Below are 15,824 nucleotides of genomic sequence, written 5' to 3'. Positions count from 1 at the left end.
GCCATGAGCCTGCCGCCTCGCGCACGCCTGGTCGCCTACCTGCGTGACAGCGGCGGCACAGAACAAGATCTCTCCCTCGAGCAGCAAGAGGCCGCCATTCGCGAATGGTGCGACCAGCGCGGCCACCAGCTCACCGCCATCTTTCGCGACGAGGCCGTGTCTGGTGGCTCCACTGTCGGCCGGGCGGCCTTTGAGGCCATGCTCCAACATTTGCGATCGCCCGACTGCACAGACCACGGTCTGGTGCTCTGGAGGTTCAACCGCTTCGCCCGCGATTTCGACGACGCCCAATTTTATAAAGCGGACCTGCGCCGGCGCGGCTACTCCATCCATTCCCTCAACGACAGCATCCCAGAGGGGGCCGACGGCCGCCTCTTCGAGGCCGCCATTGACTGGATGAGCCAGCGCTTCCGCGAGGATCTTTCCGCCGACATTCGCCGCGGTCTGCACTTTGTTGCCCGGGAATACGGCATCCTCCCCGGGCATCGCGCCCCCATCGGCTTTCGCCGCGAGCTGGTCAATGTCGGCCAGCGCCGCGACGGCAGCCAACACACAGGCTACCGGCCGGTGATCGATCCAAACACCGCACCCCTGGTTGCCGAGGCCTTTCGCATGCGCGCCGCTGGCGCCACCATCAAATCGATCCACAAAAAATTGCAGCTGCACACCTCACGCAATGGCTATTCAAAGATGTTTCGCCGCCAGCTCTACATTGGCCACCTCGTGATCGGCAAAGGCGCCAACCAAACCATCGTGGAAAACTACTGCGACCCCATCGTTGACCAGGCAACCTGGGACGCCGTGCAAGCAATCAGCCATCTAGCCAGCGACCGGGTCAAAAACCGCACCCACCCGCGCATCCTCGGCAGCTCCCTGATCCTCTCCGGCCTGGTGTTCTGCCTGGACTGCCAGACCAGCATGGTCGGCTCGCGCAGTCGTAACCGCCATGATCACAGCCAGGGCTACTCCTACTATCGCTGCCAGGCCAACAAAAACCGCGTCGCCGGCCCTGGCTGCCGCATGATCCGGGCAGATCTGCTCGAGCAGGCCGTTCTCTCCACCCTCGTCGACGAGATCCTGGCGCCAGCCAACCTCAGTGAGATCACCGCACGTGTCGGCCAAAAGCTGGCCGCCGGCAAGGACGAACATCACCTCAACCGCCTGCGGAAAGATCTGCAAACAACCAAAAACCGCCTCGCCAACCTGGTAAAAGCGATCGCAGAGCTGGGCCACAGCACCGCCATGCTCGACGAGGTCCGCCAGCTGGAAACCCATTTACCCCAGCTGCAGGAACAGATCCGCCAGGAGAAAGGCAGGCTCCAATCCGCCGATGGTCTGGCTCAGATCAACATCCCGGCCCTGAGCCAAGAGCTCAAATCCAAGCTCCTGGCCAATCCCCAGCAAAACAAACACATCATCCGCAACCTGGTGCACCAGGTTGCTGTATCCCGCTCAAGAGACGGTATAATCGCAAGAATTAAATACGTTTGGCCTATTGATGTGTCTATAGGCAACTCATCCAGAGAGGTGGAGGGACCGGCCCTTTGAAGCCTCGGCAACCGCCGCAATTGCGGCAGGTGCCAATTCCGGCAGATTGTTCTGAGAGATGAGGCGATAAGTTCCGTACTACTGGTCGCCTCTCAACATGAGAGGCGACTTCGCTTAAGTGAGAGACCGTGACCGAAAAACCAATTAGCCCCTACCGCCCCCACACCCGCCGCGCCTTCCTGGATGCGCTGGAAAAACGCGTCCTGATCTACGACGGGGCCATGGGCACCAGCCTGCAAACTATGAACCTGACCGCTGAACACTACGGCGGCGAAAAGTACAACGGCTGCCCGGACTACCTCAACATCACCTATCCCGAGGCGCCGGCTGTGGTGCACCGTTCCTTCCTGGAAGTCGGTGTGGACGTGGTGGAGACCAACACCTTCCGCAGCAACCGCCTGACGCTGGGCGAATACGGCTTGGGCGAGCGCACCATCGAGATCAACCAGGCGGCCGCCCGCCTGGCGCGGGCGGCCGCTGACGAGTTCAGCACGGCGGAGCACCCGCGCTTCGTGGCCGGCTCCATCGGCCCCAGCGGCAAACTGCCCAGCGCCGACGACCCGACCCTCTCCGACATCACCTACGACCAATTGGTCGACCTCTTCCGCGAGCAGGCCGTGGGTCTGATCACCGGCGGCGTGGACGTCCTGCTGATCGAAACCTCGCAGGACATTTTGGAAGTCAAAGCCGCCATCCAGGGCATCCAGCTCGCCTTCGACGAGACCGGTGAAGTCATCCCGGTGCAGTGCCAGGTAACGCTGGACACCACCGGCCGTATGCTGCTGGGCACTGACATCGCCACCGCCCTGACCATTCTGGACGGGCTGCCGATCGACGCCATCGGTCTCAACTGCTCCACCGGGCCGGAGCACATGCGCCAACCGGTCAGCTACCTGGGCGAGCACAGCCGCCTGCCAGTCTCAGCCATCCCCAACGCCGGTCTGCCGCTGAATGTCGACGGCGAGGCGGTCTATCCGCTGGAACCGGAACCCTACGCCGAGGCGATGGCCGAATTCGTGCACAAGCACAATGTCGCCATCGTGGGCGGCTGCTGCGGCACCACGCCGGAGCATTTGCGCCTGCTGGTTGAGAAGATCCACAACCACCCCACACCGCCGCGGCCCACACAGGGTCCGGTGCGCATGTCCTCCTCCATTCAGGCGGTCGACATGCAGCAGGAGCCGCCGCCGCTGCTGATCGGCGAGCGCCTCAACGGCACCGGCAGCCGCAAGTTCAAACGACTATTGATGGCCGAGGACTTCGACGGCATCCTTGAGATGGCCCGCGAGCAGATCGCTGGCGGCGCCCATACGTTGGACGTCAGCGTGGCGCTCACCGAGCGCCCAGACGAGGAATATTTGATGTCCAGGGTGGTCAAGAAGCTGGCCATGGGCGTCGAGGCCCCGCTGGTGATCGACACCACCGAGCCGGAAGTGATGGAAGCCGCCCTCAAGCTGGCCCCCGGCCGCTGCATGCTCAACTCGACCCACCTGGAAGCCGGGCGGCCCAAGATGGACCGCGTGCTGAGCATCGCCAAAGAACACAACGCCACCGTGCTGTGCCTGACCATCGACGAAACCGGCATGGCCAAGACGGCCGAGCGCAAGTTCGAGATCGCCAAGCGCATCCACGACATCGCCGTGGACGAATTCGGCTTCCGCCCGCAAGACCTGGTCTTCGACGTGCTCACCTTCCCGCTCAGCACCGGCGACACCGAATTCAACAACAGCGCCGTGGAGACGATCAACGCCATCCGCCAGATCAAGGCCGAGCTGCCAGGCGTGATGACCTCGCTGGGCGTCAGCAATGTCAGCTTCGGCCTGACACCCCAGGCCCGCGCAACGCTGAACAGCATGATGCTGCACTTCTGCGTGCAGGCCGGGTTGGACATGGCTATCGTCCATGCGGAGAAGGTCAAGCCCTACGCCGAAATTCCGGCAGAAGAGCGCCAGCTGATGGAAGACCTGATCTTCAACAAGCGTCCAGATGCGCTGCAAAAGGTCATTGAGTATTACGAACAACGCGCCCCGGTGGAAGAGGAGACCAAAGCCAACCCAATGGAAGGCATGACCCCCGAGGAACGCCTGCATTGGAGCATCTTGCACCGCCACAAAGACGGTGTGGAAGCGGCCATCGACGAAGTCATCGCCCGCAAGGAATTTCCCAACGACCATGAGGCCGCGGTACACCTGCTGAACAACACCTTGCTGCCGGGCATGAAAGAAGTCGGTGACAAGTTCGGCGCCGGCGAGCTGATCCTGCCGTTCGTGCTGCAGTCCGCCGAAGTGATGAAGAAGACCGTCGCCCACCTGGAGAATTATCTGGAGAAGGTCGAGGGCATCAGCAAGGGCAAAGTGGTCCTGGCCACCGTCTACGGCGACGTGCACGACATCGGCAAGAACCTGGTCAAGACCATTCTGGTCAACAACGGCTACGAAGTTTTCGATCTGGGCAAACAAGTGCCGGCCGAGACAATCATCAGCAAGGCGGAGGAGGTCAAGGCCACCGCCATCGGCCTCAGCGCCCTGCTGGTCAGCACCAGCAAGCAGATGCCGCTGATCATCAACGAGCTGCACCGCCGCGGCCTGGACTACCCGGTGCTGATCGGCGGCGCGGCGATCAACCGCCGCTTCGGTTGGCGCATCCTCTACACCGAAGACCAGAAGCCCTACCACTCCGGCGTCTTTTACTGTCAGGACGCCTTCGAAGGCCTGGAAACCATGGACCAACTGATCGATGGCCCGCGCCGCGAGTTGTTAATGGAAGATATCTTCACCAAGGCTGCCCGCGAGCTGACCCGCGAATCCAAGCCGCGCCGTACGGCAGCGGTCGGCGGCCGCTCGGCAGTGGGTCCCGCCGAGCAAATCCCCACGCCGCCCAAATGGGGCGTGCACCTGGTGCCGCAGATGCCGCTGGAGACTGTCTTCGAGTGTCTGTACAAGAACGAGCTTTTCCGCCTCTCCTGGGGCGCCAAGAACAAACAGGGCGAGGAATGGAAGCAGATCGAAGCCGAGTTTGAGGCCCGCCTGGCCCGCATGCAGAAGGAAGCCCGCCAAACCGGGTGGCTGAAACCGCAAGCCGTGTATGGTTACTGGCCCGCCCAGGCGGAAGGCGACAGCCTGATCGTCTACGATCCGGCCAGCCTGGACGGCAGCAAACCGCGCGAGTTGACCCGCTTCGAATTTCCGCGTCAAGAGAGCGGCGACCTGCTCTGCCTGGCGGACTACTTCGCCCCCGTAGAGAGCGGGCGCATGGACACCGTCGCCTTCCAGGTCGTCACCGTAGGCCAGGAAGCCAGCGAGCGCTTTGAGGCGCTGCAGGCCGCCAACGATTACACCGAAGGCTATTTCCTGCACGGCCTGGCAGTGCAAACCGCCGAGGCCACTGCAGAGTACCTGCACCGCCACATCCGCCGCGAGTTGGGGCTGGACGCCAAGCGCGGCAAGCGCTACTCCTGGGGCTACCCGGCCATCCCGGAACTGGAAGACCACGCCAAAGTGTGGAACCTGCTGCCCGCCGAAAAGGAACTGGGCGTGTCGCTCACCGAGTCCTACCAGCTGGTCCCGGAGCAGTCCACCGCGGCGATCATCGTCCACCACCCCGAGGCCAAGTACTACAGCGTGGGCGAAAGCCGCGTGGAACAATTGATGCGGGCCTGACCTTTGTAGGGTGATGTGTGCCCCGAGAAACAAGAACTTTGATGACTAATCTTCTGGATACCCTAAACGAATCCACCCTGCTCGCCGACGGCGCTATGGGCACCGTGCTGCACGAGCAAGGCGTGGATTTCACGCGTTGCTTCGACGAACTCAATCTCTCCCAGCCTGAGCTGGTGCAGCAGATCCACGCCACCTACTTGGCGGCCGGCGCCCAGATCATCATGAGCAACACCTTCGGCAGCAACCGCTTCCGCTTGGCGGAGCACGGCCTGCAAGACAAGGCGGCCGAGATCAGCCGGGCCGGCGTGCAGCTGGCCCGCCAGGCTGTGGCCGCTTACGGCAAAGACGCCCTGGTGGCAGCGGATGTCGGTCCGCTGGGTGTGCGCCTGGCGCCCTTTGGCCGCGTAGACCCTGACGAGGCCCGCGCCGCCTTCGAGGAACAGCTGGGCGGCTTGTTGGCTGGCAAGCCAGACCTGGTCATCATCGAGACGATGACCGACCTGCACGAGGCGCGTGAAGCGCTCAAGGCGGCCAAAGCGCTCAGCGAGCTGCCGGTGGTGGTCTCGATGACCTTCACCCGCGACGACCGCACGTTGCTGGGCGACACGCCCGCCAAAGTCGCCCGAAAGCTGCATGAAGCTGGGGCCGATGTGATCGGTATCAACTGCTCCGGCGGACCGGCCCAACTGCTGCGCATCCTCAAACAGATGCGCGCCGCCGTGCCGGATGCGCAGTTCTCCGTGATGCCCAATGCCGGCTGGCCGGAGCAGGCCGGTGGGCGCATCCGCTACCCCGCCGGGCCGGAGTATTTCGGCCAGTACGCCGTCGCCTTCCGCCAGGCGGGCGCGGCCCTCATCGGTGGCTGCTGCGGCACTACCCCGGAACACATCCAAGCCATGCGCCATGCGCTGGACAACCCGGGGGCCATCAGCGCTCTGGCCAACGGGCAGATCAGCGTGGTCGAGCAGCGTGAACCGCTGGCCGGGCCGGACAAAGGCTCGCAGCTGGCGGAGAAGATCGCCGCGGGCAAGTTTGTCTCCGCGGTGGAAATGGACCCACCGCGCGGGCTGTCCACCTACAAACTGCAAGCCGGGGCGGACCTGTTGGCCGAATCGGGCGTGGACGTGATCAACGTCGCCGACAGCCCCATGGCGCGTATGCGCATGAGCCCCTGGGCGGTCTGCGACCTGATCCAGCGTCATGTGGGCGTGGAGACCACACTGCACTTCCCCACCCGCGGCCGCAACCTGCTGCGCGTGCAGGGCGACCTGCTGGCCGCCCATGCGCTGGGTGTGCGCAATGTCTTCGTGGTTATGGGCGACCCGACCTCGATTGGCGATTACCCCGATGCGATGGACAACTATGACCTGGCGCCCACGGGTCTGATCAAGCTAATCAAGCAGCAGTTCAACACGGGGCGCGACCATGCTGGGGCAGAGATCGGCCAGCCCACCGCCTTTCATGTCGGCGCGGCGCTTAACCTGGCCCCGCCGGACGCAGAGCGGGAAGCCAAGCTGTTGGCACGCAAGCTGCGCAATGGGGCTGATTTCTTCCTCACACAGCCGGTCTACGACCCGGCCCAGGCGCGCCAGTTTTTGGAGCAGCACGCCGAAAGCCTGGAAAAGCCGCTGCTGGTTGGCATCCTGCCGCTGTTCGGCGTGCGCCATGCCAACTTTCTGCACAACGAAGTCCCCGGCATCATCATCCCGGCTGAGATCCGCCGGCGTATGGAAGCCGCGGGCAGCCAAGGCCCGCAAGAGGGCGTGCGGATTGCCATCGAACTCATCGAGCAGATCCGGGCCTGGGGCGCCGGCGTCTACCTAATGCCCGCCTTCAACCGTTTTGACCTGGCAGCTCAGATCTTAGAGTCGATCAGTTAAGGAGAAGCATGGAAACTCGCCGCTTGGGCCGTTCGGGCCTTAAAGTCAGTGAACTTTCTTTCGGTGCCTGGGTGACCTTCGGCTCGCAGATCGAAGACAAAACTGCCGACACCCTGATCCATTACGCCTACGAACAAGGCGTCAACTTTTTTGACAATGCCGATGTGTACGCCAAAGGTGAGGCCGAGAAGACCATGGCTAAGGCCATCCGCGGCCTGCCGCGTGAGGCGCTGGTCATCTCCAGCAAGGTCTTCTGGCCGACCATGCCCGGCCCCAACGGCCGCGGCCTCTCGCGCAAGCACATCACCGAATCGATCCATGCCTCGCTCAAGCGACTGGAAATGGACTACGTCGACCTGTATTTCTGCCACCGCTTTGACCCCGAAACGCCGGTGGAAGAAGTGGTCTTTACCATGAACACGCTGATCCAGCAGGGCAAGCTGCTCTATTGGGGCACCTCAGAGTGGAGCGGCGCGCAGATCAGCGAAGCGCACGGTATTGCCCGGCAGTATGGGCTGATCCCGCCCAGCATGGAGCAGCCGCAGTACCACATGCTGCACCGCCACCAGGTGGAGAAGGACCTAGCCCCGGTCTGCGAGAGCCTCGGCATCGGCCTGACCACTTTCAGCCCGCTGGCCTCGGGCGTGCTCTCAGGCAAGTACAACCAGGGCATCCCCGCCGGCAGCCGGGCGACCCTAGAAGGCATGGGCTGGGTGACTGACCGTGTTCAGGAGGGCGGCGTCGAGAAGCTCAAGCAGCTGGATGAAGTGGCCGGCGACCTGGGCATCAGCATGGCCCAGCTGGCCATCGCCTGGATCCTGCGGCGCAAAGAGGTCAGCAGCGTGATCACCGGCGCCACCAAGTTGGAGCAGCTGCAAGACAACCTTAAGGCGTCTGAAGCGGTCAGCAAGCTGGACGACAGCGTGCTGGAACGCATTGAGACAATCCTAAGCTAAAAGCGGAGCCAGTACTGGCTCCGCTTTTAGTCCAAACACCTAGGCCCGCAACTGCGCACCCAGCTCCTGTTCCAGGCGGCGGATGATGCGTTGGCGCAGCTTAGCCACGTCTTCATCCGTCAGGGTGCGCTCGGCGTTTTGGTAGGTGAGTTGGTAAGCCAGGCTCTTCTTGCCTGCACCGATCTGCTCACCGCGGAAGACATCGAAAAGCGCCAAACCGGTCAGCAGCTTGCCGCCCGTCTGGCGGATCAAGGCTTCCACCTGGCCCGCCGGCAGGCTTTCGTCGACCACCAGCGCCAGATCTTCCAACACCGGTGGATAGGCAGGCACACTCTGGCTGTCAAAACGTTCCGGCACGAGGCTGTAGATGGTGTCCAGATCGAGCGCGGCCGCCTGTACCGGGTCGCCGCCCAGGTCGTATTCAGTTTGCACTTGCGGATGCAATTCGCCGAATACGCCCAGAGGCTGGCCGTCCGCCAGTACTCGGGCGCATTTGCCCGGGTGGAAGGCGGGGTGTGCGGCAGGCTCGAACTGCAGCTCGCGCAAACCCAGGCCGTTGAGCAAAGTACTCACTGCGCCCTTGATGTCATAGAAATCCTGGGCGTCACCGTCGCCGCCCTGCCAGTGCGCCGGCTGGCGCGGGCCGCGCAGGGCCAGCACCAGGCGGGGCAGCTCATCCGGCAACGGACCGTTTTCGGAGGCACGGAAGACCGGGCCGATCTCAAAGAAGGCCAGCCGCTCTCGAATATTGGCGTTGCGCTCGACGATCTCCAACACGGAGGCCAGCAAGCTCTTGCGCAGCACGGTGCGTTCTTGCGAAATCGGGTTGCTCAGTCGGGTGTAGGGTTTATCATCCGGTGGGGTGCCGGCGGGCAGGCGCCGGGCCTCCTGCTCCGGGCTGGTCAGGCGATAAGTGGCCACTTCCTGCAAGCCCTGGCGCGCCAGCAGATCACGGATGCGCTCTTCGATCTCCAGGGTGTGATTGGCGCGCTGCGGGGGCAGGTCGTCGCCCAGGCGCGTGGCCGGGATGTTGTCGTAGCCGTAGATGCGGGCCACTTCTTCCATCAGGTCAGCCTTGCCGATCACGCCTTCGCCAATGTCGAGACGGTGGTCAGGGGAAGTTACGGTCAAGGTTTCGCTCTGGGTTTTGACTTCAAAACCCAACCGTTGCAAAATATCACTGAGTTGGTCGGTAGAAAGGTCCACGCCCAGCCAGCGCCGCGCATCCTGCGGGCTGATCTGCACCACGCTGGGCTGCGGCGGCAAGGGATATTCATCCACCAGACCCGCGGCTACCTGGCCGCCGGCCCATTGGCGCATCAGTTCCAACCCGCGGCTGACGCCGCGCGGCGCCATGGCCGGGTGCACGCCGCGTGAAAAACGGTAGCCCGCCTCAGAACTCAGACGTTGGGCATTCAGGGTCTTGCGGATGTTGATAAAGTTCCAGGCAGCGCCTTCCAGCAGCACGTTGCGAGTGCTCTCGGTGACTTCGCTCTCCAGTCCGCCCATCACGCCGCCCAGCGAGAGCGAGCCAGCCGTGTCACATACCAGCACAGTGAAGTCGTCTAGCTTGCGGTCCACGCCATCCAGGGTGGTCAGCGTCTCGCCGCTCTTGGCACGGCGGGTGCTGATCACCGGCGGCTGGCCGCCAGAGCGCTGCACCAGCACGTCGTAATCAAAGGCGTGCAGCGGCTCGCCCAATTCGAGCATGGCGTAGTTTGTTGCGTCCACCACGTTGTTGATCGGGCGCATGCCCGCCAGGGTCAGCCGGCGGCGCACCCATTCCGGGCTGGGTTTGATCTCGATGTCGCGGATCAGACCCAGCACAAAGCGCGGATTGAGCTGTGGCTCGCTGATCTCAATGCGGGCCGCACCCTCGATCTTAGGGCCATCAGCCTGCACTTCGGTTGGCATGGGCTTCAGTGGGCGTTGCAGCAAGGCGCTCACCTCACGGGCCACGCCATAGATATTGGCGTCGCGGGCAATGTTGGGCGTGATGGCAATATCAAAAACCGCATCGCCCAGCACATCGGCCAACGGCGTGCCAGCTACGGCATCCGCATCCAGGAACAAAATGCCTTCGTGCTCTTCGGAGATACCCAGTTCTTTCTCGGAACAGACCATCGAATATGACTCCACACCGCGGATCTTGGTGCGCTTGAGGGTCATCTTGTTCAAGCCGGCCTGGTGACCGTCATACAACTCGGCGCCTTCTTTGGCATAAGCCACCTTCAACGGCGGCTTAAGCTCGCCTTGGCCTTTGTATTCGAACAAGTTGGGCGCGCCGGTCAGCACGCTGTGCTCTTTCTCACCGTCGAACAGACGGCAGAGCACCAAACGGTCAGCATCCGGGTGCGGGCCGACCTCGCGGATCTCGCCCACCACGATCTTCTCGCGGTCCCAGGCCAGGCCGCTGAGCTTGGCCAGCTGCTGGCCGCTGGGGATTGGCAGGCCGACAAAGCGAATCTCTTCCACCTCCAACCCGGCCATGGTCAGCGTATGGGCCAGGTCCTCGATGGAAACACCCTCGAGGTCAACGAAGTCTTTGAGCCAGGAAATTGGTACTTTCATTAGAACTGCTCCAAAAAGCGCAGGTCGTTGCGCCAGAAATAGCGGATGTCTTCGATGCGGTATCGCAGCATAGTCAGACGCTCTGGCCCCATCCCGAAGGCAAAGCCGCTGTAGCGTTCCGGGTCGTAGCCGCCATTGCGCAGCACATTGGGGTGCACCATGCCGCTGCCCAGGATCTCCAGCCAGCCGCTGTGCTTGCACACCGAGCAGCCTTTGCCGCCACAGACGAAGCACTCCACATCCATCTCGGCGCTGGGCTCGGTGAAGGGGAAATGCGAGGCGCGGAAGCGCGTGCGCACATCAACGTTGAAAAAGCGCCGAGCGAAGTCGGTCAGCGTGCCCTTCAGGTCGCCGAAGGTGATGTCTTCGCCCACTGCCAGGCCCTCGACCTGGGTAAACTGCACTTCCGAGCGGGCGCTGACCTGCTCATAGCGGTAACACATGCCCGGCAACACGATGCGCACCGGCGGTGGATTGTCCGGGCTCTCCGCCGAGAACTCTCGCATGGCGTGGATCTGCCCAGCAGAGGTATGCGTACGCATCAGCAGTGGATTGTCTGCGCTGCCGCCCTCCACATAGAAGGAATCCTGCATCTCCCGCGCCGGGTGATTGGGCGGAAAGTTGAGCAGCAGGAAGTTGTATTCATCGGTTTCCACATCGCGCGAGCGGTAGACCTGGAAGCCCATCTCGGCGAAGATGGCATTGATGCGCCGCAGGGTTTGTGTGATGGGGTGCAGGCGCCCCAGGGGCAGGGCGCGACCGGGCAGGGTCACGTCCAGGCGCTCCGTATCCAGGGCCTGCTGCAACTTCTCGGCCTGTAAGGCGGCTTTACGCTCTTCAAAAGCGGCCTCCAGGGCCTGCTTGACCTGGTTGATCTTTTGGCCCGCCTGAGGGCGCTCTTCAGCGCTCAAGCCGCCCAGCTGCTTCAGGCTTTGGGTCAGCACAGCGTTCTTCCCCAAATACTGACTACGCCATTCCTCCAGGCCAGCCTGGTCGTTCACTTGGGTGGCCGCGGTTAGGGCCTCATTGTGAATTTTGTCTAGTTCTGCAAGCATCCTTCTCTCCTGTCGATACGTGAACGGCTGATTAAAACAAAAACTCCCGTCCCAAACTCGGGACGAGAGCGCAGCTCCCGCGGTACCACCCAACTTGAGCGCCATATTGGCGACCTCTCTGGCCAACAGCCTTGCGGCGATTTGGCAGTCCGGGTAACGGCGGACATACGGCCGGGGCTACTAAACTGCGTGTGCAGTAATTGACCCGGGCGGCTCGAGAGGGAACTTCAGCGGCTTTCCACAGAGCGGGGGTTGCAGTCCGGACTTCCGGCCCCCGCCTCCCTGGCAGCTTTCAGCGGCGTACTTTCCTCTGTCTTAGCCTGTATCTGCAATTATCCGCAAAAGATAAGTGGTGTCAAGCAGCCCATTACCCAAAGCGCAAAGGCTTCCTGTATAATCCCCGCTGGCAGCAGAAAAATGCTGTCAAATTTGATTAAACACCCGCCAGAAATTCATCAATATATGTTTTCTCCTTCCCTCACTCTTCTGCTCTGCTCCGCCGTGTTCCTGGCGGCCTGTGGCTCTCCGGCAGCCGGTCCGGCAGCTGAAGCCAGCCTGCCCGCCCCAGAACAAGCCACCCTCACGCCCACCGTATCCGCGCCGGTAGCGCGGGTTAATGACGAGGCTATTTCCAGCGACAGCTACAACCTGCACCTGGCTCAGTATCAGGCCGCCCAAGCCGACTTTGGCACACTTCTGGCAAAAGGGGATGTACCACAGGCTGTACTGGATGACCTGATCAGCCGCATGCTATTGGCCCAAGGCGCCCGCGCCCAGGGCTATGTGCTGGAGGAAGCCACGCTGCAGCAACGCTTGGATGCGGCAGTGGAAGCCGCAGGCGGCCCTGATGCCTTTGAGGCCTGGCTGGCCGAGCAAGGCTACACCGCTGACCTCTTCCGCCAGGAACTGGCGCTGGAGATCGAAGCGGGTTGGATGCGCGAGCAGATCACCAACGCCGTGCCACACAGCGCGGAACAGGTGTTGGCTCGCCAGGTGCTGCTGGCCGACCAGTTCTCGGCCGACCGCCTGCTGTCGCAGCTCAGCGGCGGCACCAGCTTCCAGCAGATCGTTAACAATAACGATGGCCTGGGGCTGGGCTACCTGGGCTGGTTCCCGCGGGGTTACCTGCTGCAGCCTGCTGTGGAGGAGGCCGCCTTTGGCCTGCAGCCCGGCCAAGTCAGCCTGGTGGTGGAGAGCCCGCTGGGGTTCCACCTGATCGAGGTGCTGGACCGCCAGGCCAACCGCCCGCTGACGCCACGGGCCCGCCAGGCGCTGCAAAGCCTGGCCCTGCAGGACTGGCTGGCCAGCCAGCGCGGCCAGACCCGTGTGGAGATTTTGCTACCCTGATTCGGCCTTCAGTCTAGAATTGGGGGAACGGAGCAAACATGGACGAGTTTGATTTCAAAGAGACCCCCGAAAAGACGCCCTTCCGCTTGGGCGTCGCGCTGCTTAACTGCGCCACGTTATTCCTAACCCTGGGCGCACTGGCCCTGATTGGCTTTTATGCGGCAATTTTCCTAAACCCGTTCAGTGATCTGAACCCGCTCCCTCCCGTGGTCGTGGCGCCTACTGCGCTGCCCACCCAGCCCCCGGCACAGCCGACCACGCCGCCGGATGAGCCCACCAGTACCCCGGAACCCACGGCTACGGCGACTCCCCAGCCAGTGATCAGCTACGTTCTGCAGGCGGGCGACAATCCCAGCCGCATGAACTCCACCATCTTCTATCCAGAACTGGGATGCAACTTCATGGCTGTCACCGGCCAGGTATTCGACAACGGCCCGGTGGCTGGTCTGCAAGTGCACATTACCGGCAGCCTCAACGGCGAGCCTATCGACAAAATCGGCCTGACCGGCGCTGCCACCCAATACGGCTTTGGGCAATACTACGAAGTGCAGCTAGGCAGCCAGCCGATCGCTTCGGAAAACACCCTGCAGGCCACCCTGCTGAACGCCGAGGGCCAGCCCATCTCCGCCGCGCACAGCTTCAGCACAGCGGCCAGCTGCGAAGAGAACCTGATCATGATCAACTTCAGCAAACTGCCCTAGCGGCGCATCCCCACAAAATAAAAAGGCGGCCTAATAGGCCGCCTTTTTTGATGAGGTCGCCGGTCAGGCCAGGGCGCGGGCCAGTTCCTGGCAAACAATATCCACTTCCTCTTCGGTCATGACGCCGGAGAAGGGAATGGCCAGGCCGCGGTTGCCGAGGTCTTCGGTGATGGGGAAATCGCCGGCCTGATAGCCAAAACGCTCGATCATGAAGGGCTGCAGGTGGATCGGCGCAAAGTACGGGCGGCTGGGGATGCGGGCAGCCAGCAAATGCTGCACCAGCTGGTCACGGTCCACACCGGGGGCGACACGCACAGCGTACACAAACCAACTCATACGGGTCGTGTCCGGGGCGACGTACTGCAGCTCGACGCCCGGTTGGTGCTGCAGGCGCGTCTGGTACCAGGCGGCCACCTGCTCACGCATGCGCAGCAGCTCTTCCAGGCGGCCCATTTGCACGCGGCCCAGCGCGGCACTCAGTTCGGTGATGCGGTAGTTGTAGCCCAGATGGGTGTGCTGCAGCCAAGTGTCGCCGGGGGCGCGGCCCTGGTTGCGCAGCGCCCGCATGAAATCAGCGGCCCGGTCATCATCGGTAATGATCACGCCGCCTTCGCCAGTGGTGATTTGCTTGTTGGGGTAAAAGGCATACACGCCCATGTCACCCAGGCGCCCAGCCAACTGGCCGCGGTACTCTGCGCCCAGCGCCTCGCAGGAATCCTCGATGAGCGGCAGGCCGTATTGGTCGGCGGTCTGCCGAATGGAAGTGAAGTCCGCCGGCTGGCCAAAAATGTCCACGGCCAAAATGGCTTTGAGCTGTCCGCCCCGCACGCCGCGCCGCGGCAGCCAGCGCTGCGCCGCAGCGCCGCCAGCGGTCAAGTCGGCGGCGGCCTGCGCCAGAGCTTGAGGATCCAGGTTGCCGGTGAGCGGGTCCACATCCACAAACACCGGCACAGCTTGCTCAAAAAGCATGACATTGCTGGAAGAGACAAAGGAGAACGGCGTGGTCAGCACCAGGTCGCCGGGGCCGATGCCGGCGGCGCGCACGCACAGGTGCAGGCCGGCCGTGCCGGAATTGACCGAAATGGCGTGTTTGGCGCCTGAAAAATGGCGCACCGCCTCTTCAAAGGCGGTGGTTTGCTCGCCCATGCTCAGCACGGGCGTCGCCAGCACCTCGGCTACAGCTTGTTGCTCTGCCGGGCCAATACTGGGACTGGACATGGGGACGCGCATTGTATCGCTCAAATTCGCCTCGGCCTGGGATTATCTCACAGCCATAACGTGGCTGCGCCGGACGCCAAGAAGGCTCCGCAAAAGGTGCTGAGGAGGTTGACCCAGTCATTGGAAAACCAGGGCAAGCCCCGGCGCAGCTGCGTCGTGGCGCCGCAAGTGTGTTGCGGGTGGCGTTCGGTCTCTTTCTTGCATTTGGGGCAATAGTAGCCCGCTTGCACGGTGGCGCCCAAATAGGAATCGATCAAGCTGCCCAGCAGGCCAGAGAAACCCACCACCAAAACCACCAGCGTCAAATCCCGGCCCAGCAGCCAGCCAGCCAACACGCCGATCAGCAGCCCCGCCGCCAGGCCTACCAGGGTGCCCAACGCGCTGACCGCCCCGGAGGCTCCGGTGGGCGCCGGCGCACCAGTCGTCACCAGACGCGGCGGGGTGCGGCTGAGCACGCCCAGTTCGGTGGCCCAGGTGTCGGCATTGGCTGTGGCCAGGGCAGCGGCAAAGGCCAGCCAGGCAACCGGCTGGCTCAGCCAGCCCATAGCCCCGGCCAGCAACGCCAGCAAGGCCGCTCCGCCATTGGCCAGTACCTGCACCCAATCTCGCTGACCCGTCTTGGAAAAGTCCTCCGACACCGCCTTTTTATGGCGGTTAAAAGCGCGTGATAGGCCGCTGGATGAAGCAAAAAAGGCCACAAGCAGCATGGCGGCCGGCAGCCCGCCCAATCCATAGGTCAGCCCGCCCAGCGCCGTGGCAGCCACGGCCCCGCTGAGGTTGAGCGCACCCAATCGCCAGCCTGCCAGGGCAATGATTGCCGCCAAACCGCTGCCAATCAGGATCTGGGTGGTGTCAAAACCGAATTGCACGTCCAACATTCGTACTGCTC

Annotated in this window: 10 protein-coding genes and 1 riboswitch; of the genes, 6 read left to right on the top strand and 4 right to left on the bottom strand. The window is 63.0% G+C overall.

Going from position 1 to position 15,824, the window contains the following annotated elements; genetic code table 11:
- Window positions 1–3: 3 nt before the first annotated feature.
- The 4 genes from KF885_04465 (at window position 4) to KF885_04450 (ending at window position 8,043) form a co-directional block, all read left to right on the top strand.
- The gene (locus tag KF885_04465; protein MBX3048406.1) at window positions 4–1,548 is read left to right on the top strand and encodes a recombinase family protein; all 1,545 of its coding nucleotides are present in this window, start codon (window positions 4–6) and stop codon (window positions 1,546–1,548) included.
- A riboswitch (SAM riboswitch) is annotated at window positions 1,513–1,613 on the top strand. Its footprint overlaps the gene before it by 36 nt.
- A gap of 156 nt (window positions 1,614–1,769) precedes the next feature.
- Entirely contained in the window at window positions 1,770–5,207 is a 3,438-nt protein-coding gene (gene metH / locus KF885_04460) for a methionine synthase (protein ID MBX3048405.1), read from the top strand.
- Window positions 5,208–5,248: 41 nt separating this feature from the next.
- On the top strand, window positions 5,249–7,087 hold the full coding sequence (locus tag KF885_04455) for a bifunctional homocysteine S-methyltransferase/methylenetetrahydrofolate reductase (GenBank protein MBX3048404.1): 1,839 nt from the start codon (window positions 5,249–5,251) through the stop codon (window positions 7,085–7,087).
- A gap of 8 nt (window positions 7,088–7,095) precedes the next feature.
- On the top strand, window positions 7,096–8,043 hold the full coding sequence (locus KF885_04450) for an aldo/keto reductase (GenBank protein ID MBX3048403.1): 948 nt from the start codon (window positions 7,096–7,098) through the stop codon (window positions 8,041–8,043).
- 39 nt (window positions 8,044–8,082) lie between these two features.
- Here KF885_04450 and pheT read toward each other — a convergent pair whose 3' ends face one another.
- Both pheT and pheS read right to left on the bottom strand, forming a co-directional pair.
- A complete protein-coding gene (pheT, locus tag KF885_04445; protein ID MBX3048402.1) occupies window positions 8,083–10,614 on the bottom strand; it encodes a phenylalanine--tRNA ligase subunit beta in 2,532 nt (843 codons plus the stop codon).
- Window positions 10,614–11,669, bottom strand: coding sequence for a phenylalanine--tRNA ligase subunit alpha (gene pheS / locus KF885_04440; GenBank protein MBX3048401.1), 1,056 nt, complete (start codon window positions 11,667–11,669; stop codon window positions 10,614–10,616). Before pheS ends, pheT begins: the two co-directional genes overlap by 1 nt.
- 462 nt (window positions 11,670–12,131) lie before the next feature.
- On the opposite strand from pheS, the gene KF885_04435 reads away from it, so the two are divergent.
- Together KF885_04435 and KF885_04430 are read left to right on the top strand one after the other, a co-directional pair.
- Complete coding sequence (locus KF885_04435) at window positions 12,132–13,016, top strand: SurA N-terminal domain-containing protein (GenBank protein ID MBX3048400.1); 885 nt, start codon at window positions 12,132–12,134, stop codon at window positions 13,014–13,016.
- Window positions 13,017–13,054: 38 nt separating this feature from the next.
- Window positions 13,055–13,717 carry a hypothetical protein gene (locus KF885_04430; protein ID MBX3048399.1) on the top strand — a complete coding sequence of 221 codons (663 nt, stop codon included), beginning with the start codon at window positions 13,055–13,057 and terminating at the stop codon, window positions 13,715–13,717.
- Window positions 13,718–13,780: 63 nt separating this feature from the next.
- Here KF885_04430 and KF885_04425 read toward each other — a convergent pair whose 3' ends face one another.
- A complete protein-coding gene (locus KF885_04425; GenBank protein ID MBX3048398.1) occupies window positions 13,781–14,947 on the bottom strand; it encodes a DegT/DnrJ/EryC1/StrS family aminotransferase in 1,167 nt (388 codons plus the stop codon).
- 35 nt (window positions 14,948–14,982) lie between these two features.
- Window positions 14,983–15,813 carry a DUF92 domain-containing protein gene (locus KF885_04420; GenBank protein MBX3048397.1) on the bottom strand — a complete coding sequence of 277 codons (831 nt, stop codon included), beginning with the start codon at window positions 15,811–15,813 and terminating at the stop codon, window positions 14,983–14,985.
- Window positions 15,814–15,824: the final 11 nt, after the last annotated feature.

Source organism: Anaerolineales bacterium (assembly GCA_019637805.1).
Lineage (GTDB): Bacteria > Chloroflexota > Anaerolineae > Anaerolineales > UBA11579 > JAMCZK01.
Note: the sequence above shows the minus strand (reverse complement) of the source record. Positions and strands in the feature narration are given on the sequence as shown.